General features: G+C 61.2%; 18 protein-coding genes. 6 read left to right on the forward strand and 12 right to left on the reverse strand.

Going from position 1 to position 20,700, the window contains the following annotated elements:
- Positions 1 to 147: 147 nt before the first annotated feature.
- Positions 148 to 1,869, forward strand: a complete 1,722-nt coding sequence (locus tag A6U86_RS17545; RefSeq protein ID WP_068393654.1) for an ABC transporter ATP-binding protein — start codon at positions 148 to 150, stop codon at positions 1,867 to 1,869.
- 45 nt (positions 1,870 to 1,914) lie between these two features.
- Here the strand turns inward: A6U86_RS17545 and A6U86_RS17550 are convergent, their stop codons facing one another.
- The 7 genes from A6U86_RS17550 to A6U86_RS17580 form a co-directional block, all read right to left on the reverse strand.
- Complete coding sequence (locus A6U86_RS17550; RefSeq protein ID WP_068393657.1) at positions 1,915 to 3,213, reverse strand: LLM class flavin-dependent oxidoreductase; 1,299 nt, start codon at positions 3,211 to 3,213, stop codon at positions 1,915 to 1,917.
- 31 nt (positions 3,214 to 3,244) lie between these two features.
- A complete protein-coding gene (locus A6U86_RS17555; protein WP_068394076.1) occupies positions 3,245 to 4,585 on the reverse strand; it encodes an MmgE/PrpD family protein in 1,341 nt (446 codons plus the stop codon).
- 11 nt (positions 4,586 to 4,596) lie between these two features.
- Positions 4,597 to 5,385 carry an amino acid ABC transporter ATP-binding protein gene (locus tag A6U86_RS17560; protein ID WP_068393659.1) on the reverse strand — a complete coding sequence of 263 codons (789 nt, stop codon included), beginning with the start codon at positions 5,383 to 5,385 and terminating at the stop codon, positions 4,597 to 4,599.
- 10 nt (positions 5,386 to 5,395) lie between these two features.
- Complete coding sequence (locus A6U86_RS17565; protein WP_068393661.1) at positions 5,396 to 6,169, reverse strand: amino acid ABC transporter permease; 774 nt, start codon at positions 6,167 to 6,169, stop codon at positions 5,396 to 5,398.
- Positions 6,166 to 6,915 carry an amino acid ABC transporter permease gene (locus A6U86_RS17570; RefSeq protein ID WP_068393663.1) on the reverse strand — a complete coding sequence of 250 codons (750 nt, stop codon included), beginning with the start codon at positions 6,913 to 6,915 and terminating at the stop codon, positions 6,166 to 6,168. Before A6U86_RS17570 ends, A6U86_RS17565 begins: the two co-directional genes overlap by 4 nt.
- A gap of 29 nt (positions 6,916 to 6,944) precedes the next feature.
- Positions 6,945 to 7,781: a transporter substrate-binding domain-containing protein gene (locus A6U86_RS17575; protein ID WP_068393665.1), complete on the reverse strand. Its 837-nt coding sequence runs from the start codon at positions 7,779 to 7,781 to the stop codon at positions 6,945 to 6,947.
- A gap of 169 nt (positions 7,782 to 7,950) precedes the next feature.
- Positions 7,951 to 9,363 carry a short-chain fatty acyl-CoA regulator family protein gene (locus tag A6U86_RS17580; protein ID WP_068393666.1) on the reverse strand — a complete coding sequence of 471 codons (1,413 nt, stop codon included), beginning with the start codon at positions 9,361 to 9,363 and terminating at the stop codon, positions 7,951 to 7,953.
- 207 nt (positions 9,364 to 9,570) lie between these two features.
- Here A6U86_RS17580 and aceA point away from each other — a divergent pair, with 207 nt between their 5' ends.
- Positions 9,571 to 10,860, forward strand: a complete 1,290-nt coding sequence (gene aceA / locus A6U86_RS17585; protein WP_068394078.1) for an isocitrate lyase — start codon at positions 9,571 to 9,573, stop codon at positions 10,858 to 10,860.
- A gap of 27 nt (positions 10,861 to 10,887) precedes the next feature.
- Positions 10,888 to 11,133, forward strand: coding sequence for a hypothetical protein (locus A6U86_RS17590; RefSeq protein WP_068393668.1), 246 nt, complete (start codon positions 10,888 to 10,890; stop codon positions 11,131 to 11,133).
- Positions 11,134 to 11,217: 84 nt separating this feature from the next.
- On the opposite strand, the gene A6U86_RS17595 is transcribed toward A6U86_RS17590, so the two are convergent.
- The gene (locus tag A6U86_RS17595; RefSeq protein WP_068393670.1) at positions 11,218 to 12,180 is read right to left on the reverse strand and encodes an asparaginase; all 963 of its coding nucleotides are present in this window, start codon (positions 12,178 to 12,180) and stop codon (positions 11,218 to 11,220) included.
- Positions 12,177 to 13,628, reverse strand: coding sequence for an amino acid permease (locus A6U86_RS17600; protein ID WP_068393672.1), 1,452 nt, complete (start codon positions 13,626 to 13,628; stop codon positions 12,177 to 12,179). Before A6U86_RS17600 ends, A6U86_RS17595 begins: the two co-directional genes overlap by 4 nt.
- 277 nt (positions 13,629 to 13,905) lie before the next feature.
- On the opposite strand from A6U86_RS17600, the gene A6U86_RS17605 reads away from it, so the two are divergent.
- Positions 13,906 to 15,333, forward strand: a complete 1,428-nt coding sequence (locus A6U86_RS17605; protein ID WP_068393674.1) for an aspartate ammonia-lyase — start codon at positions 13,906 to 13,908, stop codon at positions 15,331 to 15,333.
- Here A6U86_RS17605 and A6U86_RS17610 read toward each other — a convergent pair.
- The gene (locus A6U86_RS17610; protein ID WP_068393676.1) at positions 15,305 to 16,018 is read right to left on the reverse strand and encodes a FadR/GntR family transcriptional regulator; all 714 of its coding nucleotides are present in this window, start codon (positions 16,016 to 16,018) and stop codon (positions 15,305 to 15,307) included. The two genes, A6U86_RS17605 and A6U86_RS17610, sit on opposite strands and share 29 nt — an antisense overlap.
- Positions 16,019 to 16,095: 77 nt before the next feature.
- Entirely contained in the window at positions 16,096 to 16,593 is a 498-nt protein-coding gene (locus tag A6U86_RS17615; RefSeq protein ID WP_141683727.1) for a MarR family winged helix-turn-helix transcriptional regulator, read from the reverse strand.
- A gap of 151 nt (positions 16,594 to 16,744) precedes the next feature.
- On the opposite strand from A6U86_RS17615, the gene A6U86_RS17620 reads away from it, so the two are divergent.
- Both A6U86_RS17620 and A6U86_RS17625 read left to right on the forward strand, forming a co-directional pair.
- Positions 16,745 to 18,316, forward strand: coding sequence for an AMP-binding protein (locus A6U86_RS17620; protein ID WP_068394081.1), 1,572 nt, complete (start codon positions 16,745 to 16,747; stop codon positions 18,314 to 18,316).
- Between the two features lie 47 nt (positions 18,317 to 18,363).
- Entirely contained in the window at positions 18,364 to 19,194 is an 831-nt protein-coding gene (locus A6U86_RS17625; protein ID WP_068393678.1) for a p-hydroxycinnamoyl CoA hydratase/lyase, read from the forward strand.
- Between the two features lie 59 nt (positions 19,195 to 19,253).
- Here A6U86_RS17625 and A6U86_RS17630 read toward each other — a convergent pair whose 3' ends face one another.
- The gene (locus tag A6U86_RS17630) at positions 19,254 to 20,699 is read right to left on the reverse strand and encodes an aldehyde dehydrogenase (RefSeq protein WP_068393679.1); all 1,446 of its coding nucleotides are present in this window, start codon (positions 20,697 to 20,699) and stop codon (positions 19,254 to 19,256) included.
- Between the last annotated feature and the right edge of the window lies 1 nt (position 20,700).

Consider the following 20,700-nt stretch of genomic DNA (forward strand, 5'->3'; position numbering starts at 1 on the left):
ATAAAAATTCCGCGACTCAAGCAGGAGGATCGCCCGATGAGAAATTTCAGCACCCATTAGCGCTGGACGGCGACGCCGAACCCGGGCTGCTGTTCAGCCCGTTCTTCTCCCATCATATCCTCTTCAGTGTGCCCATGGAGGGCATCCATGCTACGTCGGTTCTTCTCCTATTATGCCCGTTACAAGCGGCTGTTTTTCCTCGACTTCGGCTGCGCCGTGCTCGCGGGCTTGCTCGAACTCGGCTTTCCCCTGGCGGTCAAGCTCTTCATCGATCAGTTGCTGCCGAGCCGCGACTGGGGCCTGATTTTCGGCACTGCCGCTTTGCTGCTCGTCGTCTACGCGATGAACACCGGCCTCTCCGCGACCGTCAACTACTGGGGCCATGCGCTCGGCATCTCGATCGAGTCCGATATGCGCCGCCAGGCCTTCGACCATATCCAGAAGCTGTCCTTCCGTTACTTCGACAACAACCGCACCGGCCATCTGATCACTCACGTCACCAAGGATCTCGAGGAAGTGGGCGAAATCGCCCATCACGGCCCAGAGGACTTGTTCATCGCGATCATGACCTTCATCGGCGCCTTCCTGCTGATGTTCAGCGTGCACTGGAAGCTGGCGCTGCTGACGACGACCATAGTGCCGTTCATGACCTGGCTGGTCAGCCGCTACGGCTCCAAGATGACCGTGAATTCGCGCAGCCTGTTCGGCAAGGTCGGCAACTTCAATACCCGCATGCAGGAAACGGTTGGCGGCATCCGCGTGGTCAAGGCTTTCGCCAACGAGCGATATGAAAGCCAGCTATTTGCCAGCGACAACGAAGACTACAAGGCAACCAAACTGGATGGCTATGCCTATATGACGGCGAGCATAGCGCTCAGCTATTTCAGCACGCGCCTGGTGCAGCTCGTCGTCATGATGGCGGGAACCTGGTTCGTCATCTCGGGAGAGCTGAGCTATGGCGGATTCGTCAGCTTCCTGTTGCTCATCAATGTCTTCTTCCGCCCAATCGACAAGATCACGTCCGTCATCGAGACCTATCCGAAGGGCATTGCAGGCTTCAAACGCTTCCTCTCCCTGATCGATACGGAACCGGACCTTGCCGACAGGTCGAACGCTATCGCAGTCGCCAATCTGAAAGGTGACATCGCCTATGACAGCGTCGCCTTCGGCTATTCGGATCAGACTACGATTTTCAAGGATCTCAACCTGACAATCGCAGCCGGCGAGACCGTCGCCTTTGTCGGCGCCTCCGGCACCGGCAAGACGACCATCTGCTCGCTGCTGCCGCGCTTTTACGACGTGACATCAGGCAGCATCACCATTGACGGCATCGATATCCGCGACATGACGCAGGCCTCGCTGCGCAGCCAGATCGGCATCGTGCAGCAGGACGTCTTCCTATTCGGCTCGACCATTCGCGAAAATATCGCCTATGGAAGGCTGGGCGCGACGGATGAGGATATCATGAAGGCGTTGCAGCGCGCTTCGCTCGATGAATTCGTGCGCTCCCTGCCCGCCGGCCTCGACACACCAACGGGCGAGCGTGGCGTCAAGCTTTCGGGCGGGCAGAAGCAGCGTCTGGCGATTGCCCGCATCTTCCTCAAGAATCCGCCGATCCTCATTCTCGATGAAGCCACCTCGGCGCTGGATACGGCAACGGAATATGCCATCCAGCAGGCGCTGTTGGAGCTCGCGAAGGGGCGCACGACACTGGTAGTCGCCCACCGGCTGTCGACCATCCGCAATGCCGACCGCATCATCGTCATGGGCGACAATGGTATTGTCGAGCAGGGCTCACATGACGAGCTGCTTGCTCGGCGCGGAGCCTATGCCCGACTGCATAACGCCCAGTTCGGTCTGTACGCTTGATCTCAGCAAATGACCTGGAGCCGAGGCTTAACGCCTCGGCGACCGTCACGCCCAGGCAGGCCGCTTGAGACCAAGATGATCGCGCAGCGTCGTGCCCTCGTAGTCGCGGCGGAAGAGGCCCCGATCCTGCAGGATCGGCACGACCTCACGGGTGAAATCCTCAAGGCCGGCGGGGAAGAAGGGCGGCATGACGTTGAAACCGTCCGCAGCGCCGTTTTCAAACCATAGCTGCATGCGATCGGCAATCTCTTCGGCCGTGCCGAGCACGATGTGGTGGCCGCGGCCGGCAGCAACGCGCAGGGCAAGCTCGCGGATCGTCAGCTTTTCTCGGCGGGCAAGCTCGGTCAACAGCTCGGCGCGGCTGCGCAGCTGATCCGAGATCGGCAGGTCGGGCAACGGGCCATCGAGATCGTATTCGGCCAGGCTATGACCAATGCGCTCTTCCAGCAACGGCATGGCGCTCTTGATGTCAGTCCAGCGGTTCAGCACGTCGAGCTTCTCGCGCGCCTCGGCGACCGTCCTGCCGATAACGGGCAGGAAGCCGGGCATGACAGCGACATCGTCCGCACTGCGCCCGAAGCCGACGACGCGGCCCTTCAGGCTCTTATAAAACGCCTGCGCCTCGTCGAGGCTCTGCTGGGCGGTAAAGACGATATCGGCGGTACGCGCGGCAAGATCCTGGCCGGGGCCGGAGGAACCCGCCTGAATGAGGATCGGATGGCCCTGCGGCGAGCGCGGGATGTTCAGCGGTCCTTTGACCGAATAATATTTGCCGGCGTGGTCGAGCACCCGCACCTTGGCAGGATCAGCATAGACGCCGCTTTCCTTGTTCTTCGGAAAAGCATCGTCGGCCCAGCTGTCCCAGAGACCGCGGACGACATCAACGAACTCTTCGGCCACCGCGTAACGCTCGTCATGCTCCGGATGGCTCTTGGAGAAATTGGCCGCCGTGCGCGCATAGGAGGTCGTGACGATGTTCCAGGCGGCGCGGCCGTGGCTCAGATGATCGATCGAGGCGAAGGCGCGGGCCAGATGATAGGGTTCGCCGTAGGTGGTGGAGGCGGTGGCGGCAAGGCCGATCTTCTCCGTCACCATGGCGAGCGAGGCCAGCAGCGTCAGCGGCTCGAAACGGGCGATCATCGATGGATGCGCATCGAGGCCACTCGTCAGGCCATCGGCCAGGAACAGCATGTCGAACTTGGCGGCTTCCGCGATCTGCGCGACCCGGCGCAGGAGATCGAAATTCTCGCTGCCGGCCTCCGCCTCCGGATGGCGCCAGCCGGACACATGATGACCGGCACCCTGCAGGAAAAGGCCGAGATGGATCTTGCGTGTCGTGCTCATGGATAGATGCCTTGCGTTTCTTGGAAGAAGATCAATTCGGACGGTGAGCCAAAAGCGCGATGAGACGATGAAGATCGTCCTCGCTGCGCATGGTCCTCACAAGTTCGGGAATGGCCGATACGGACGGGTGATTGCCCGTCGCATCGTGGAATTTTTCAGTCGGATCGCTCAAACCCGGCAAGCCCTTGAACTCGCGGACCAGCCGGCTTCCGTCCCTGAGCGTCACTTCGGCAATGACGAAGCGCGTCTTCGGATCGTTGGACATGCGCGGGGCCGTCTCATCGTGCCGGCGGCGAACGCGCCGTGCGATTACCATCAGATCGTCGCGCACCGGCGTCTCGCCAAAATGGCTGATCTTCAGCGCGCCATCGACCAAGGCGGTGGCGAAGACATATTCGGCACTGAAGCGGGCATCGATGCCAGTGGTGGGATTTGTAACGACCAGCGCGGCGTCACCACCCGGCGGGAAGGTGATGACCACGTCTTCGATCGTTTCGGCATTCAGCCCTTCACCATGCAATTGGAGGCCGATCATGCCGACCGGATGGCTGGCCGTGCAACATGGAAACGCCTTGAGCGTCAGCCCCGGAGTAACGATCTGCCAGGGAGCGCCCCAACCTTCCACCGCCGCCTGCGGCCGCTCTTCGCCAAACGCGAAGGCCGAAAAGAAGCCGATCGGATTGTCGAGAAAATCCTTTGCGCCGCCGAAGCCTGCCTTTGCGAGCTTGGCAGACAGCAGGCCGGAGCGAGCCGCCATGCCGGCGTGATAGGGCTTGGCATCGTGGCCGAACTGCAGACGCAAGCCGCTCGAATGCGTGGCGGCAAGGCCCAGCGCCGTGGCAGTCTCTTCGACCGAGTAGCCGAGCACATGCGCGGCGGCTGCGGCCGCGGCGATGGTGCCGAGCGTCGCAGTCGCGTGAAAGCCGTTCTCGTAATGGCGCATGCCGATCGCAAGGCCGAGACGCGCCATGGTCTCGAGGCCGACGATATAACCGGCGATCAACTGGTCGGCCGACAGCCGCTCTTCCGATGCCAGCGCGAGCAGCACTGGTACGATCACCGTCGTCGGATGCCCGCGCACGCTCGCATGCACATCGTCATAATCGAGCACATGGCCGGCATGGGCATTGACCAAGGCAGCAGTCAGCGCATCGGCACGCCGTCCCTGGCCGATGATGACGGCCTCACCTGCACCTGCCGGCAGCTGCTCCAAAAGGATGCGCGTCGTGCGATCATCAGCGCCACCGAAGGCACAAGCAAGCCAATCAACGATTGCCTTGCGTGCGGCGGCAACGGCAGCCTTATCCTTCAACGGTTCGGCGGAGACGATGGCCTCGGCAAAGGCGGTGGTCAGCGGGAAAGTCTTTTCCATCATCGATCCCTTCAAATGCCTTCGCCGTATTCCAGCGAATTGCGCCCGCCGGCAAGCCCGTTGACGAAGCGACGAATGCGCGCGTTCGTCGACTTCTGGAAGATATCCTCGGGCGCCCCCTGGTCAACGATAAGGCCATTCTCGGTGAAGACGACGACATCGCTGATCTCTTCGGCGAAGCGCATTTCATGCGTCACCAGAATGCTGGTCATGCCTTCCTTGACGAGATCGCGGATAACGGCAAGCACCTCGCCGACGGTCTCTGGATCGAGCGCCGAAGTCACCTCGTCGAACAGCACAAGATCGGGTCGCATCGCTAAAGCGCGAGCGATCGCCACGCGCTGCTGCTGGCCGCCGGAAAGCTGCCCGGGATAGACGCCCGCCTTCTCGGACAGGCGGACCTGCGCCAGCAGATCGCGGGCGTGACGTTCGGCCTCGGTCTTGTTGACGCCGAGAATGCGCGTCGGCGCCAGCGTAATGTTGTCGAGAACGGACAGGTGCGGAAAGAGATTATACTGCTGGAAGACGATGCCGATCTTCTGTCTGAGCTTGATGCGTTCCGCCTCGCTGCGCATCTGGTCCACGCGCGCGCCGTTGACGGTGATCCGTCCGGTCTGCGGCGCGACCAGTGCGTTGATGCAGCGCAGGATCGTCGACTTGCCAGAGCCGGACGGGCCGATGATCGAAACAGTCTGTCCGCGGGCGACCGTGAGGTCGATGCCCTTCAGGACTTCAGTCGATCCAAAGGCGAGATGCACGTCGGCCAGTTCGACGATCGGATTGATCTGAGCTTGGCTCATGCCGGCTCCTTTAAGCTTTGAAGCGGCGCTCGAGGCGGCGCGTCAGGCTGGAAATGGGATAGCAGAGGGCAAAGAACGCCGCCATCACGACGAGATAGGCAAGCACGGTGAAATCCAGGCGACGCACTGCGGTGCTGGCGTCGGTGGCGGCATGCAGCAATTCATGAACGCCGACCAGCGAGGCAAGCGCGCTTGCCATGGTGATCGAGGCGAACAGGTTCATCCAGGGCGGCAGCGAGCGGCGAGCGCATTGCGGCAGGATGATCCAGCGCAGTGCCTGCATCCGGGAGAAGCCGAGCCCTTTCGACGCCTCCCACTGCGTTGTCGGGATCGACTGGATAGCGCCGCGCGTGATCTCGGCGACATAGGCGCTGGCCGGAATGGCAAGTCCGATCACGGCCTTCACCCAATCGGGAAACGGCAGATAGTGGCCGAAGACAACGATCTCGAAGGGGAAAATATAGGTCGTGGCGAAGATCAGCACGAGATGCGGCGCATTGCGGAAGATCTGGACGTAGGCAACCACCGGATAACGGACGATCTTCAGCGGCGTCAGCTCGAGAATGCCGAGCGCCACGCCGACCAATGTACCGCCTGCCATTGCGAGCAGGCTGATGAGGATATTCATCAGGAAGCCGCTGCCGAGATAGGGCAGCCATTCGATCAGCACGTGCAGCAGCGAGAGATCAGCGAGAAGCCAGACGACAGCCGCCGCGACCAGAGCGCCAAACGCCCAGGGCAACCAGTTGCTCGAAGAAGCGGGTGAGAGTTTTGCGACGCTCATGTGCCGACCCCGAAGCCCGGCACGGCAAGCCGCTTCTCGACCCAGCGCCCGATCCTCGCCACGGCAAGATTGATGGCGCTGAAGAACAGCAGAATGACGATCATCAGCTCGACGACATTATCGCGCTGCGTCCAGACCATGATCGAGGCATAGGTGATCTCGCTGACCGCGATCGCATTGCCAACGGTGGTCAGCTTCACCAGATTGATCATGTTGTTGACGATCGCCGGCAGCGAAGCCCTGATGGCCAGAGGAATTGAGACAAACCGGAGGATTTGCAGGCGTGTGAAGCCGATGGCGCGGGCGGCCTCTACAGTCTGTTCCGGCACGGCCTCGATACCGGCGCGGAGCGCATCGGCATGGAGTGCGGCCACATGCAGGCCAACAACAGCAATCACCCAGAAGAACGGCGTCAAAGGATTATGCTGCGCGCCGCCGAGACCATTGGAAACAAGGGTGTTCAGCACGAGAAAGCTGAACATCAGCTGCACCAGCGTTGGCGTATTCCGGGTCACTTCGATGAATGCTCTGACCGGCGCAGAGAGTGCCTTGCGGCCAGACGTCAGCATGGCCGCGAACAGCAGGCCGAAAATCAGGCTGACCGGAATGAGGATCACAATCAGATAAAGCGTGGTGATGAAACCACCACGCCAGATCTGCGATTCATAGCCGCTGGCCAGGAATTCGTAATGAAGCCCGATCTTGCCAGTCCAGTTGATGAAGGTCTGAAGAATCGAATTCCCCATGCAATCCGCTCCTCAGGCGACCGACAAGATCACTTGGCCTCGAGCTTCTTGTGTTCTTCTTCCAGAAAGGTCGTGTTGAGCAGGCGGTTCGCCTTGGCATAATCGAGCAGCTTGCCACTGGCATGCAGCTCGAGAATTGCCTTGTCGAGCGCATCGCGCGTGTCGCCATCGCCCTTGCGCAGCCAGATCACCGAATCCGAGGGAACGAGTTCGGTCGGGAACAGGATCTTATAATCCTTCCAGTCTTCCGGACGATCCTGAAGAAGGAGGCCGACAGTCGCGCCGACATGCACGGCGGCGATGCAATTGCCGCCCTGCAGCGCCAGAAGCGATTCCGGCTGGCTCGGCAGCGCCTTCACTTCGGCACCATATTGTTCGATCAGCGGCTGCGTGTAGTTCGAGCCCTGGGAAACGCAGACCGGCTTGCCCTTGAGGTCGCTCCAGTCGTTCAGGCCGCTATCCTTGCGGCCGACGGCAGCACCTCCGCTGCGGTCATAGGGTGTCGGCACGTAATCAAGGATCTTCGCGCGCTCTTCGGTATACTGCATGTTGGCGATCAGGATATCGACCTTGCCCTGCTGCAGGAACTGCACCCGGTTCGGCGGCGTCACCGTCACCGTTTCCAGCTTGACGCCGAGCTTGTCGGCGAGCGCCTTGGCGATGTCGAGATTATAGCCCTTCTGCTGCTGGCTTGCCGGATCGATATAGCCGAAAGGCGCACCCGAGAGGATGACACCGACCATCAGCGCGCCGCGACCCTTGATGCGATCGAGCGTCGCGTCAGCATGCGCGATCGTGGTAAAAAGCGCGCCGCAGGAAAGCGCAGCGGCAAAAATGGCAGCAGATGTTCGCCTGGCAAAATTCATGGGTGTCGGACTCCTTGTCTGCGCGGAACCTAGAGAGGGCGCGCGCGCCGCGCGAGGAATCCAATGCTATTTACTTCGGTATTGGCGCAAGGATTATCCATATAAACGATAGATTTTAACATGCTATATCTGCCGGGTAAGCCCGCCTCGCCATCGACAGCCAATGCGATCATTGAAAATCGAATACACTGAGGCCCGTTGCCATCTCGTCGAGACCGAGAGGGCGCGTCACCGGTGGTTCCGCCCTCGCCAGACAGCCCTGACGCTCGCACAGCCGACAGGCCGGACCGATCGCCACCGGTGCCGAACCGGTCACACGTCCGTAGGTGACTTCCTCGCGATGCGCAATATCGCAGCCGATGAGAAGCGCTGTGCGGCGCACCCTTTCGCCGAAATCCGCCCGAGGGCCTTCGACGCTGCGCGATATCGTCAGAAAACCCGCCCCATCGGGCATTTCCGCTGCTTCGACCAGTATCTGCCCCGGTTGGGCGAAGGCGGAGTGAATATTGAGCTTGGGACAGCCTCCACCGAAGCGGGCTTGCGGGAAGCCCTGCGCTCCTGCTTTGCGCAGGCGATGGCCGGCGCTATCGATTTCCATCAGGAAAAAGCCGATGCCCGAGGCGCCGGGACGCTGCAAGGTCGTCAGGCGCGTGGCAGCCTGCTCATAGGAAACGCCGAAACGGGCACTGAGCCCGTCGATATCGTAATGAAGACGCTGGGCGGCTGAAAGATAGGCGCCATAGGGCATCAGCAAAGCATGCGAAGCATAGCGCGCCAGCTCGAAGCGGGCGATCCGCTTGGCTTCCGGCGTCGACAGGGCAAGAGCCTCCAGTTCAGAAGTAATCTCATCGCGCATCACAAGCAGCGAGACTTCGGTCGCGATCTCCCGAAGCTGATCGAAGGGCGACAAGCGTTCCGAAAGGAAGAGACGCATGGAATGGCGGTCGTAGCGCCGGCGCAGACCCGGCATGGCACGCACCGGCAGCAGGCGCACGGCAATGCCATGCTCACTTTTCAGCCATGCTTTGAGGGCGCCGGCCATGTCGTCGCCTGGCGCGAGGCGGGTGTGAAAGGCTTCTGCGGCATCCTCGATACCAGCAAAGAAATTCGCCCGACCCTGCAACCGGTCATGAACCTCGTCGAGCGGCAAGCGCGGGCCGGCGACATCGGCAACACGACCCTCACGGCCGAGAAGCTCAGCGAGATCGGACAGCCGCGCCGCCTGTTCGCGATAGGCCCGATAAAGCCGGATCATGCCATTCGCGGCATTGGGCGCGGCTTCCGCAAGCTCGATCAACTCCTGATCGGCGGGGATTTCACCGACCAGCAGCGGATCGGCAAAGATCTCGCGCAACTGCGCTGCATTGCCGCCCTGTTCACCCTGCAGTTCATCGAGGTCGATCTTATAGACGGCCGACAGCTTCAACAGCAGCTGGACGGTCAGCGGCCGTTGGTTGCGTTCGATGAGATTGAGATAGGACGGCGAAATCTCAAGGGCTTGCGCCATGGTCGTCTGCGTCAGACCAAGCCCCATACGAATGCGCCGAACCCGCGGGCCTGCAAAGATCTTGCGCTCAGCCATCTGTCATTCCTTTTACAGGATTCGTCGAAAGTCAAAATTTACAATTTTTACAACTTTACTAGAGATCGCTGTCAACGATAGCACATCATAACCCTTTTATCTAATAGCCTCTTTTGGTTTTTCTGGCCTTTCCGGTAAATTTTCGTAAATCTAGTCATGCATTCCACAACGATCAAACGGCGGATAGAAGAGCATCAGGAGATTGTCATGACAGATTTTTACAAACTGATCCCGGGCGCGCCAAGCGGGCGTTTCGATGGCGTCGAGCGCCCCTATACCGCCGAAGATGTGAAGCGGCTGCGTGGATCAATCACCATTCGCCACTCGCTCGCCGAGATGGGTGCGAACCGGCTCTGGCAGCTCATTCACGAAGAGGATTTCGTCAATGCGCTCGGAGCGCTCTCGGGCAATCAGGCCATGCAGATGGTTCGTGCCGGGTTGAAGGCGATCTATCTCTCGGGCTGGCAGGTCGCTGCGGACGCCAATACCGCCTCGGCGATGTATCCCGACCAGTCCCTCTACCCCGCCAATGCCGGCCCTGAATTGGCAAAACGCATCAACCGCACCCTGCAAAGGGCCGACCAGATCGAGACTGCCGAGGGCAAGGGCCTTTCGGTCGACACGTGGTTCGCGCCGATCGTAGCCGATGCCGAAGCGGGCTTCGGCGGCCCCCTCAACGCCTTCGAGATCATGAAGGCCTATATCGAGGCTGGTGCGGCAGGCGTCCATTTCGAGGATCAACTTGCTTCGGAGAAGAAATGCGGCCATCTCGGCGGTAAGGTTCTCATCCCGACGGCAGCCCATATCCGCAATCTCGACGCCGCGCGTCTCGCGGCCGACGTCATGGGCGTGCCGACATTGGTCGTCGCCCGCACGGACGCGGAGGCTGCCAAGCTTCTGACCTCCGATATCGACGAGCGCGACCAGCCCTTCGTCGATTATGATGCAGGCCGTACGGTCGAGGGGTTCTACCAGGTCCGAAACGGTATCGATCCCTGCATCGCCCGCGCCGTGGCTTACGCGCCGCATTGCGACCTCATCTGGTGCGAGACGTCGAAGCCGGATCTCGAGCAGGCGCGCCGGTTTGCAGAAGGGGTGCATCGCGTCCATCCCGGCAAGCTGCTTGCCTATAATTGCTCGCCGTCCTTCAACTGGAAGAAAAATCTGGACGACGCGACGATTGCCAAGTTCCAGCGCGAGCTGGGCGCGATGGGCTACAAGTTCCAGTTCATCACGCTTGCCGGCTTCCATCAGCTGAACTTCGGCATGTTCGAACTTGCCCGCGGCTACAAGGCCCGCCAGATGGCCGCCTATTCCGAATTGCAGGAAGCCGAATTTGCCGCAGAAGCCAACGGTTATACCGCCACCAAGCACCAGCGCGAGGTCGGCACCGGCTATTTCGACGCCGTGTCGCTGGCGATCACCGGCGGCCAGTCTTCCACCACGGCCATGCATGGCTCGACCGAGCACGCGCAGTTCAAGCCGGCAGCAGAGTAACACTCAATTCAACAGGAGGAGAATGACATGCCATCGATAGCACGCGTTCGCGAGAGAGCAGAGGAGCAATCTCTCACCATGAACACCGACCAGCAGGCCGTCATCCGCATGCTGGCGAATGAACTGCACCGCCTCAACCAGGCCGTCATGAATGCGGTCGAAGCCGGCGTCTCCGTCGAGCTCGTCCGCTCGTCCCGCCACCACGGTGGCGATGGCAATTGGGGTGACCTGCTGATCCCCGTCGTTGTCACCAACGCGGCGCGGCCGGCCTGACGATTGCACTCTCCAGTCAAACTTCGGGCCGCGCCGTCAATCGACGAGCGGCCCGCTTTTATGACTTCACGACACGAAGTGAGATCAGGATGGAGTGTCGCTTGAAAAATCGGAGAACGCCTGCGCGATGACCTCGGCACCAGCGCCGGACGCGACGAGGGCTGCCAGCAGGATTCTTGCCTGCCCGGGCCGCAGCGTCGAGGAATGAACTGCGCCGGCATCGGCGAGATCATGTCCGCCGCCGCCGCCGCCATAGCTCGAAACGAGCAGTCCGTCCGGCACCCGGCTCGACACCATGACAGGCACGCCGACACCGGCACAGCGCCTGACCGCTTCGACCAGACGCGGATTGGCATTGCCCGAGCCGAGAGCGGCGAGAACGATGCCGTGGGCATCGGCTCTGAGACTGGCATCCACATGCACCGAGTCGCAACCCGGATAGATTGCCACCACATCGACGCGCACGCTGTCGAGCGCTGCGGCAAGGCGCGGGCTCGGTGGATTTTCAAGCGGGCGTGATTGCCGGAAGGCATCGGCAACATCCGAAGACTGCTTGTAGAGCCCCCATGCAGGCAACAGCCGACCGCCAAAACAGACAAGCACGCCCCGACCTGCATTCTCGGGATCGGTTGCGGCAATAGCCGCGGCCGCAAGATTGGCAGGTCCATCAGCCTTGGGGTGATCAGCGGTGAACTGCGCGCCCGTGAACAGCACGGGCTTGGTCAGTTCATGCTGCAGATGGACGAGCAGTGCCGTCTCTTCCATCGCATCCGTGCCGTGCAGAACGACGATGCCGCTCACGTCGGCATCCTGCAGCAGTTCGCCAACCTTATCGCTGATCCGCTGCATATCCGTGAGGGTCAGGCTCGCGGAATCCTTTGCCATCAGTTCGATGGGCCGCAATGCGACCGGCATTTCGGGAAGAAGAGACAGCAGGCTCTTCCCCGACAGCGACGGCGTACTCGCGCCGTTATCGGCGCGCTCGCTCGCAATGGTTCCGCCGGTGGCGATGACTGCCACCAGCGGATTGATCTTTCCGGCCGTCAAGATTGGCCTCGCTCGGCGGCCAGCCGATGGATGCGGTCACGCAGCAGATACCAGCCGATCACCAAAGCCGGCACGATCAGGATCAGCGAGGCGATCGTCCATGTCCCGACCGGATAATCCAATGCCATCAGCACCAGCACGGCAAACAGGAACAACAGCGTCAAAAGGCCGGTATAGGGCGCGCCGAACATGCGGAAATCCGGCCGCGCCATCTCGCCGCGCTTCGACAGCTTCCAGAGCTTCAGCTGGCAGAGCACAATGACGGCCCAAGCCGAAATGATGCCCAGGGCTGAAAGGTTCAGAGCGATCTCGAAGGCCGACGAAGGAACAACGGCATTGAGCGCCACACCGATGACGGTGACGGCGGCGGTAACGGCAATGCCGCCATAGGGCACGCCGGCCTTGTTCATCTTCGCAAGCGCTGCCGGCGCCGAGCCGGACACTGCCATCGAGTGCAGGATGCGGCCGGTGGAATAGAGACCGGCATTCAGCGAGGACAGCACGGCGGTCAGCACCACAAGGTTCATGATGATGTCTGCCCCCTCGATGCCGACGGCGCCGAAGAAGGTGACGAAGGGGCTCTCACCGGACTTGTAGGCGGTGTAGGGCAGAAGCAGGGACAAAAGCAGGACGGAGCCGACATAGAAGATCAGCAGACGGGCAACCACCGTGCGGATCGCGCGCGGCATGACCTTGCGCGGGTCCTCGGTCTCGCCTGCCGTCGTGCCGATCAGCTCGATCGACGCATAGGCAAAGACCACGCCCTGTATGATGACGAAGGCCGGCAGGATGCCATTGGGGAAAAAGCCGCCGCTATCGCTGATGATGCTGAAACCAGCCGAATGACCTGCAACCGGCGTGCCGGAGACGACGAAATAGATGCCGATGACCAGGAAGCTGACAAGCGCCAGCACCTTGACCAGGCTGAACCAGAATTCAAGCTCACCAAAGACCTTGACCGACAGAAGATTCATGCCGAGTACGATCACCAAAGCAATCAGCGCGAAGACCCACTGGTCGATGCCCGCAAGCCACGGAACATAGTGCTTGAAGAAATTCATGTAGAGCGCAACGGCCGTGACATCGGCAACCGAGGTCATGGCCCAGTTCAGCCAATACATCCAGCCGACTGCAAAGGCCATCTTCTCGCCGTAGAACTCACGGGCATAGGAGACGAAGGAGCCGGAGCTTGGGCGGTGCATGATCAATTCGCCGAGCGCACGCAGCACCAGAAAGGCGAAGAAGCCGCAGATCGCATAAACGAAGATCAGGGCCGGGCCTGCCGCTGCGAGCCTACCGCCTGCGCCGAGGAAAAGACCGGTGCCGATAGCGCCGCCAATGGCGATCATCTGGATCTGCCGCGGCTTCAGCGCCTTGTGGTAGCCAAGATCTTCATTGGCCGGCGGCCGGCGGTCCGCCGGGATATTCTCAGTGGTTTCGACTGACATTGCTCCTCCCTTGAGCCGTTGTCTGTGGGCGGGTCCCGGGGTGCTCCATTCGCACCTGCCTGGATGCCTTCCGCTTCGATCGAACCAACGATCAAGACTTATGATCGGCGGCGATCCTGTAATGCTGTATGACAGATTTTTTCCTCATAGTAATAGAAAGGCCGCCATGTCAAGTCGGCCATGACCTTATTGACGCGCTTGGGCGCAGCGGATAACAGATTCACAAATCTGTCTTACAGCTTGACAGATATGACGAGCCGGACCTTAGGAGGATAATGTGGTCGCGACGCGAAGTGAGTATGATCTGCTGGGCACGAAGGATATTCCGGCCGAGGTTTATTGGGGGGTGCACACCGCACGCGCCGTGGAAAACTTCCAGGTAACGGGCACGCCGATCGGGCGCTACACGCATCTGATCCGCGGCCTTACCTTCGTCAAGGAAGCCGCCGCCCTTGCCAACCATGAGCTTGGCCTGCTCGACACGCAAAAGCTCGACGCCATCGTGCGGGCCTGCCGTGAAATTCGCGCCGGCGAGCTTCACGAGCAATTCGTCGTCGATGTCATCCAGGGTGGTGCCGGCACCTCGACCAACATGAACGCCAACGAGGTCATCGCCAATCGGGCGCTTGAGCTGCTCGGCTACAGCAAGGGCGACTATGCCCATCTGCACCCGAACGACCACGTCAATCTCAGCCAGTCCACCAATGACGCCTATCCGACAGCCGTCAACGTCGCGCTGATCGAAGCGATCGACGGGCTGGCCTCGGCAATGGAAATCCTGCAGGAGGCTTTCGCGCGTAAAGCCAGGGAATTCGATAGCACTCTGAAGGTCGGGCGCACGCAGCTACAGGACGCCGTGCCGATGACCCTCGGCCAGGAATTTCGGACCTTTGCCGTGATGCTCGGCGAAGACCGGTTGCGCCTCATCGAATCCACAGCTCTGCTGCATGAAATCAACCTCGGGGCGACCGCTATCGGCACCGGCCTCAATGCGCCGGTCGGCTATGCGGCACTTGCCTGCAGCCATCTTGCCCGCCTGACCGGCCGGCCGCTGGTGACGGCCAGCGACCTGATCGAAGCCACGCAGGATCCCGGCGCCTTCGTGCATCTCTCCGGCGTGCTGAAGCGTGTCGCGGTCAAATTGTCGAAGACCTGCAACGACTTGCGCCTGCTGTCTTCCGGCCCCCGCGCTGGCATCGGTGAAATCAACCTGCCGGCGATGCAGGCCGGATCGAGCATCATGCCGGGCAAGGTCAATCCGGTGATCCCGGAAATGGTCAACCAGGTCGCCTTCTCGGTGATCGGCAACGACATCACCGTGACCATGGCCGCAGAAGCAGGACAGCTGCAGCTCAACGCGTTCGAACCGATCATCGTGCGCTCACTGTCGGAAAGCATCACGCATTTGACGGCGGCCTGCCATATCCTTGCCGAACGTTGCGTCGACGGCATCACCGCCAACCCGGCCATCATGGCGCAGCGCCTGCAGGAATCGATCGGCCTTGCGACCGCGCTCAACCCGCTCATCGGCTATCAGGCGGCGACACAGGTCGCTCGCGAGGCGTTGGCAACCGGGCGCACCGTGCCCGAAATCGTGCTGGATCATGGACACCTGACCGCAGAGCAGCTTTTCGAAGCGCTCCGGCCAGAGCGGCTCGCCAACCTGCCCGCAGCCATCAACGGTGCGGCGGATCCTCACCTATAATGGTGGTCACCACCTGCTTGACCTGACCGAGATGGGCCTCCATCGCGGCGATGGCCTCCTGCTCCGAACCCGCCACGATCGCCTCGGCGATCTGGCGGTGCTCGACATTAGAGGCGACACGCCGTTGCGCCATCATGTTGACAAGCTCCGATTGCTGCATCAGCGCGTCGCGGGCATCCGTGACGATCTTGGCGAAGACGGCGTTTCCGGAGGCTTCCGCGATCATGCTGTGGAATTCGGAGTCGAGTTGCACCCACTTGTGAGGGTCTTCCTGGACGTCCATCTCGTCGCATAGTTCCAGCAATCGTGCCAGTTGAGCATCCGTGCGCCGCAACGCTGCCCAGCCGGCGGCCGGCACCTCGATGAAAGGCCGCGCCTCGATGAGATCGCGCGCCGAATAGCGGCCATAGTGCAATTCAGCGCTGGGTGCCGACGTGACCACGAAAGTGCCGCTGCCCGTGCGCGTCTGCGTAAGCCCCAAGGTCTGTAGCGAGCGCAGCGCTTCGCGGACGATGGGGCGGCTCACGCCATAGCGGCTCGCAAGCTGCGCCTCGGAGGGCAGCCGTGTTCCCACAGCCAACCGTCCCGATGTAATTGCCGAACGAATATCTTCGAACACCGCCTCAGCGGCGTTCTTCCGACTGATCGGACTTGTAAAAGATAACCAATCAGTCACTTCACCCATGACACTCAACCTTCATAAACATTCGATGCTTGTCAAGGATCGCGGCCGGAACTGCCGATTCCGTGGCACGCCCAACCTCAATCCGAATGATCGCCGGCATAGACGCGTTTCAGGAAACCGACAAAGGTTTTCAACTCCTTATCCGAGAAACGTTCGGTGAATTTGCGCTCATGCGCCGATATCAGCTGGCGACACGCGGTGAGCATATCCTGCCCGGCGCCTGTCAGGATCAATTGCTGGCGACGTCGATCGACTGGAGACGGCCGACGCTCCACCAGATCGCGATCTTCCAGCCGGTTGACCAGCGCCATCATCGTGGCACGGTCCATGCCGAGCGTTGCGGCGATATCGATCTGGCTCGCGCCCTCGTTCTCTGCGATCAGCTCCAGCACGGCGACCTGCTTCTGCGTCAAACCAAGCTCTTCCATGGCTTTGGAAAAGTCATGATAGAGCGCGACATTGGCCATGCGCAGGTGAAATCCAAGGACATTTTCCAGGCGGCCGAGATCGATCCGGCGCAGGTCGTCCACGCTTTCCGACCGTTGGCTTTTCTCATCGCTTTTTCCGGCCGCCATCATTCCTCCATGGCGGGTGCCGCCCGCGAACGCTGCTAGCCTTACAAGCATAATTTCATGTGCGCAGCAAATTTCCCTTGTGACGGATGGGATTATTATTGTATGTGTTACGTACAAATTTCGCTTGAGGAGAAGCGAAATGGAGGAGCACATGCAAGAGGTACCGCAACGGGTGCAGGCGGAAATCGGTCCGGTCGGATTGGAGACGGACGACCCTCTTGTCTTCCGGGCCAAAATCGCCCCAGACCATCAGGCGCTGATCGAGGCAGCGACAGGCAGAGAGTTGAGCTATGGCGAACTCGATGAGCTGGTGTCGCGCTGCGCGGGCTTCCTTGCAAAGGCCTTTCCTGATGGCGAGGACCATCCGCGCATCGCCTATCTCGGCCGCAACTCGATTACCGAAGTCGTCGCATGTCTCGGGTGCCAGCGTCGGGGAGCAATCTTCATACCCCTTAATTGGCGGCTCAGCACAGCGGAGCTTCAGCAGATCCTTGCCGACTGCCGCCCGCATATGCTGATCGTCGATCAGGAATTCAGCGTCATCGCAGGCGAGATCGGACCGACCTTGCCACTAGTCCTGACTGTGGTGGGTGCCGAAGGGTTTCTCTCGCGCCTGAAGACTTCGGACCGCTATGCCGGCCCACAAATTCCGGCGGATACGCCCTGCATCATTCTCTACACCTCCGGCACGACAGGCACGCCGAAGGGCGTGATCATCACCCGGCGCAACGCCTTCTCCTCGTCGATCAATTTCGCTCTCGTCGGCGAGGTGACGGCGCGATCCGTGACGCTCTGCGACCTGCCCTTCTTCCACACGATCGGCATCATCGCCATCGCACGCACGACGCTGCTCATGGGCGGGCGGCTTGTGATCTCGGATCGCTTCCAGCCGGAGCGGACACTCTCCCTCCTCGCCGATCCCGCTCTCGGCGTGACGCATTATTTCGCCGTGCCGCAGATGGCCTCAGCATTGCGTGTGTCGCCCCATTGGAACCCCGCTGCCCTGAAAGCCCTGAGGGCCATCTTCATCGGCGGCGCGCCGCTTTCGCCTGCCCTGATCGAGGGATTTCTCCAGGATGATATTGCCCTCGTCAACGGCTACGGCATGAGCGAAGCGGGTACCGTCCTGCACATGCCGCTCGACAAGGACATGATCGCTGCCCATCGCGGCAGCGTCGGCTTTGCCGCGCCACTGACCGATGTGCGCCTCGTGTCGCCGGACGGCACGGATGTTACCGATGGCGAAGTAGGTGAGATCTGGCTGCAGGGACCGGCCGTGACACCGGGCTATTGGAACAAGCCAAAGGAGACGGCAGCCGCCTTCGTCGATGGATGGTATCGAACCGGCGATCTCGGCAGGCGTGACGAGACAGGCCTGATCTACATACCTGACCGATTGAAGGACATGTATATCAGCGGTGGCGAGAATGTCTTTCCGGCCGAGGTCGAGGCTGTCATCGCGACGCATCCAGCCGTGCGCGATGTCGCCGTCATTGGCCTTCCGGATGCGCGTTGGGGCGAGAGCGGCGTTGCTTTCGTCGTACCCGTTTCACCCCAGGCGCTCGCCGAAGACATCCTCAGCCACTGCGCCGCCTGCCTTGCTACCTTCAAGCGCCCGCTGCGCGTCGTCTTCGTTGAAACCATTCCGCGCACTGCATCCGGCAAGGCGCAGAAACACATCCTCAGGCAATCGCATGTCGACGCCGATCCACGGCCGCTCTGACAGCCGGGCAAAATTCCAGAAACAACGAACATGTGCAGGAGAAACAGATGACGGAAACTGAGAAGACAACGGCCGATCCGGTGCTCGTCGAATTCGACGGCGGCATCGCCTTCGTGACGCTCAATCGCCCCGATAAGCGCAATGCGATGAACCCCGCACTCAACAGGCGCATGCTCGAGGTGCTGGACGATCTCGAAGGTGACGAGCGTTGCGGCGTTCTGGTGCTGCGTGGTGCCGGCTCATCCTGGTCAGCCGGCATGGATCTCAAGGAATATTTCCGCGACAATGACGGCAAGCCACGCGATGCGACGCTGAAGAGCCGCAGACAATCCGGCGGCTGGTGGAGCCGGCTGATGTATTTCGAGAAGCCGACGATTGCCATGGTCAACGGCTGGTGCTTCGGCGGCGCCTTCACGCCGCTGGTCGCCTGCGACCTGGCAATCGCGGCCGACGAAGCCACCTTCGGTCTTTCAGAAATCAACTGGGGCATCCTGCCCGGCGGCAACGTCACACGCGCCGTTGCCGAAGTGATGAACCACCGCGACTCTCTTTACTACATCATGACCGGAGAAACCTTCGGCGGGCAGAAGGCCCGGGACATGGGCCTCGTCAATGAATCCGTGCCGCTCGATCAGCTCGAAAGCCGTGTCCGCACCATCTGCTCGACACTTCTGGAAAAGAACCCGGTCGTGCTCAAGGCCGCAAAGGACACATTCAAGCGCGTGCGCAACCTGCCCTGGGATCTGGCCGATGACTACATCTATGCCAAGCTCGAACAGATGCTGTTTCTCGACAAGACGAGAGGACGCGACGAGGGCCTCAAGCAGTTTCTCGACGACAAGGCCTATCGGCCGGGCCTTGGTGCCTACAAGCGCTAGCCGGTAAAGGTAGAATTCGCGGCGGCCAATCAGCCATTCGCCGCCGCAATTTCGTTCGATCAGAACGGATAGTGCTGAGCGGAATCCTCGATGGTGATCCATCGGAGATCGGTGAACTCGGCAATCGCCGCCTTGCCACCGAAGCGGCCATAGCCGCTGCCCTTGACGCCGCCGAACGGCATCTGCGCTTCATCGTTCAAAGTCGGGCCGTTAATATGGCAAATGCCGGACTGGATGCGTCCAGCGACGGCAAGAGCCCTCTGCACATCACGGCTGAAGACAGCCGACGAGAGGCCATATTCGGTGTCGTTGGCAACGCGCACCGCCTCGTCTTCATTGGCAACACGTATGATCGGCTTCACTGGTCCAAACGATTCCTCGGCATAGACGCGCATATCCGGCGTGACGAAATCCAGCAGCGTCGCTTCGACCACCGTGCCCGTGCGCTTGCCGCCGGCGACCAGCTTTGCACCCTTCGCCTGCGCGTCGGCGATCAGCTCCTCCATCTTCTTGGCCGCATCGAGGCTGATCAGCGAACCCAGCACCACATGGCCGCGCGGATCGCCGGCCGGCAGCGCACTGGCGCGCGCCGCAAGCTTGGCGACGAAGGTATCGGCAATCGCCTGATGTACGATGATGCGCTCGGTCGACATGCAGATCTGCCCCTGGTGCATGAAGGCGCCAAAGATCGCCGCGTTGACGGCACCGTCGATATCGGCATCCTCAAGCACCACCAGCGGCGCTTTGCCGCCAAGCTCCAGTAGCGCGGGCTTCAGATGTTTGCCGCTGAGTTCGGCGATGATCTTGCCCACCTTGGTCGAGCCGGTGAAATTGACGCGGCGCACCACCGGATGTGCGATCAACGCCTCGACGATTTGAGGCGCGTCCTCCGGCGCATTGGTGATGACGTTGATGACGCCCGCCGGCAGGCCGGCTTCCGTCAGGGCCGTCGCGATCAGCCGCTGTGTGCCGGGGCACTGTTCGGAAGCCTTCAGGATTACCGTGTTGCCGCAGGCAATCGGCATGGCGATGGCGCGTGTTGCCAGGATGACAGGCGCATTCCACGGCGCAATCGCCAGGCAGACGCCGGCCGCCTGGCGAATACCCATGGCAAGCGTGCCGGGCTTGTCGGACGGGATGATCTCGCCACCAATCTGCGTCGTCATGGCCGCCGCCTCGCGCAGGATATTGGCAGCGAGCATGACGTTGAAGCCGGCCCAGGGCGCGGTTGCCCCCGTCTCTTCCATCATCAGCGTCGTGAACTCGCCGACCTTGGCATCCATGATATCGGCCGCCTTTGCCAGGATCGTGCGGCGCTGGCCGGGGCCGGTGCTCGACCAGGCCGGAAAGGCGTTCGATGCAGCTTCGATTGCTGCCGCCACATCCTCAAGCCCGGCCGCCGGTGCCCGGCTTGCCAGCTTTTCTGTGAAGGGGTCCAGACGATCATAGGTTCGGCCGCTGGCGGCTGGTCTGTCGACGCCATTGATGAGAAGGGAAATATTCATC

Source organism: Rhizobium sp. AC27/96 (assembly GCF_001692325.1).
Lineage (GTDB): Bacteria > Pseudomonadota > Alphaproteobacteria > Rhizobiales > Rhizobiaceae > Rhizobium.

What these genes read in the sequence shown, in the direction of transcription:
- A6U86_RS17545 (WP_068393654.1), top strand. Translation starts at nt 148, where the DNA reads ATGCTACGTCGGTTCTTCTCCTATTATGCCCGTTACAAGCGGCTGTTT.
- A6U86_RS17550 (WP_068393657.1), bottom strand. Translation starts at nt 3,213, where the DNA reads ATGAGCACGACACGCAAGATCCATCTCGGCCTTTTCCTGCAGGGTGCC.
- A6U86_RS17555 (WP_068394076.1), bottom strand. Translation starts at nt 4,585, where the DNA reads ATGGAAAAGACTTTCCCGCTGACCACCGCCTTTGCCGAGGCCATCGTC.
- A6U86_RS17560 (WP_068393659.1), bottom strand. Translation starts at nt 5,385, where the DNA reads ATGAGCCAAGCTCAGATCAATCCGATCGTCGAACTGGCCGACGTGCAT.
- A6U86_RS17565 (WP_068393661.1), bottom strand. Translation starts at nt 6,169, where the DNA reads ATGAGCGTCGCAAAACTCTCACCCGCTTCTTCGAGCAACTGGTTGCCC.
- A6U86_RS17570 (WP_068393663.1), bottom strand. Translation starts at nt 6,915, where the DNA reads ATGGGGAATTCGATTCTTCAGACCTTCATCAACTGGACTGGCAAGATC.
- A6U86_RS17575 (WP_068393665.1), bottom strand. Translation starts at nt 7,781, where the DNA reads ATGAATTTTGCCAGGCGAACATCTGCTGCCATTTTTGCCGCTGCGCTT.
- A6U86_RS17580 (WP_068393666.1), bottom strand. Translation starts at nt 9,363, where the DNA reads ATGGCTGAGCGCAAGATCTTTGCAGGCCCGCGGGTTCGGCGCATTCGT.
- aceA (WP_068394078.1), top strand. Translation starts at nt 9,571, where the DNA reads ATGACAGATTTTTACAAACTGATCCCGGGCGCGCCAAGCGGGCGTTTC.
- A6U86_RS17590 (WP_068393668.1), top strand. Translation starts at nt 10,888, where the DNA reads ATGCCATCGATAGCACGCGTTCGCGAGAGAGCAGAGGAGCAATCTCTC.
- A6U86_RS17600 (WP_068393672.1), bottom strand. Translation starts at nt 13,628, where the DNA reads ATGTCAGTCGAAACCACTGAGAATATCCCGGCGGACCGCCGGCCGCCG.
- A6U86_RS17610 (WP_068393676.1), bottom strand. Translation starts at nt 16,018, where the DNA reads ATGGGTGAAGTGACTGATTGGTTATCTTTTACAAGTCCGATCAGTCGG.
- A6U86_RS17615 (WP_141683727.1), bottom strand. Translation starts at nt 16,593, where the DNA reads ATGGCGGCCGGAAAAAGCGATGAGAAAAGCCAACGGTCGGAAAGCGTG.
- A6U86_RS17620 (WP_068394081.1), top strand. Translation starts at nt 16,745, where the DNA reads ATGCAAGAGGTACCGCAACGGGTGCAGGCGGAAATCGGTCCGGTCGGA.
- A6U86_RS17625 (WP_068393678.1), top strand. Translation starts at nt 18,364, where the DNA reads ATGACGGAAACTGAGAAGACAACGGCCGATCCGGTGCTCGTCGAATTC.
- A6U86_RS17630 (WP_068393679.1), bottom strand. Translation starts at nt 20,699, where the DNA reads ATGAATATTTCCCTTCTCATCAATGGCGTCGACAGACCAGCCGCCAGC.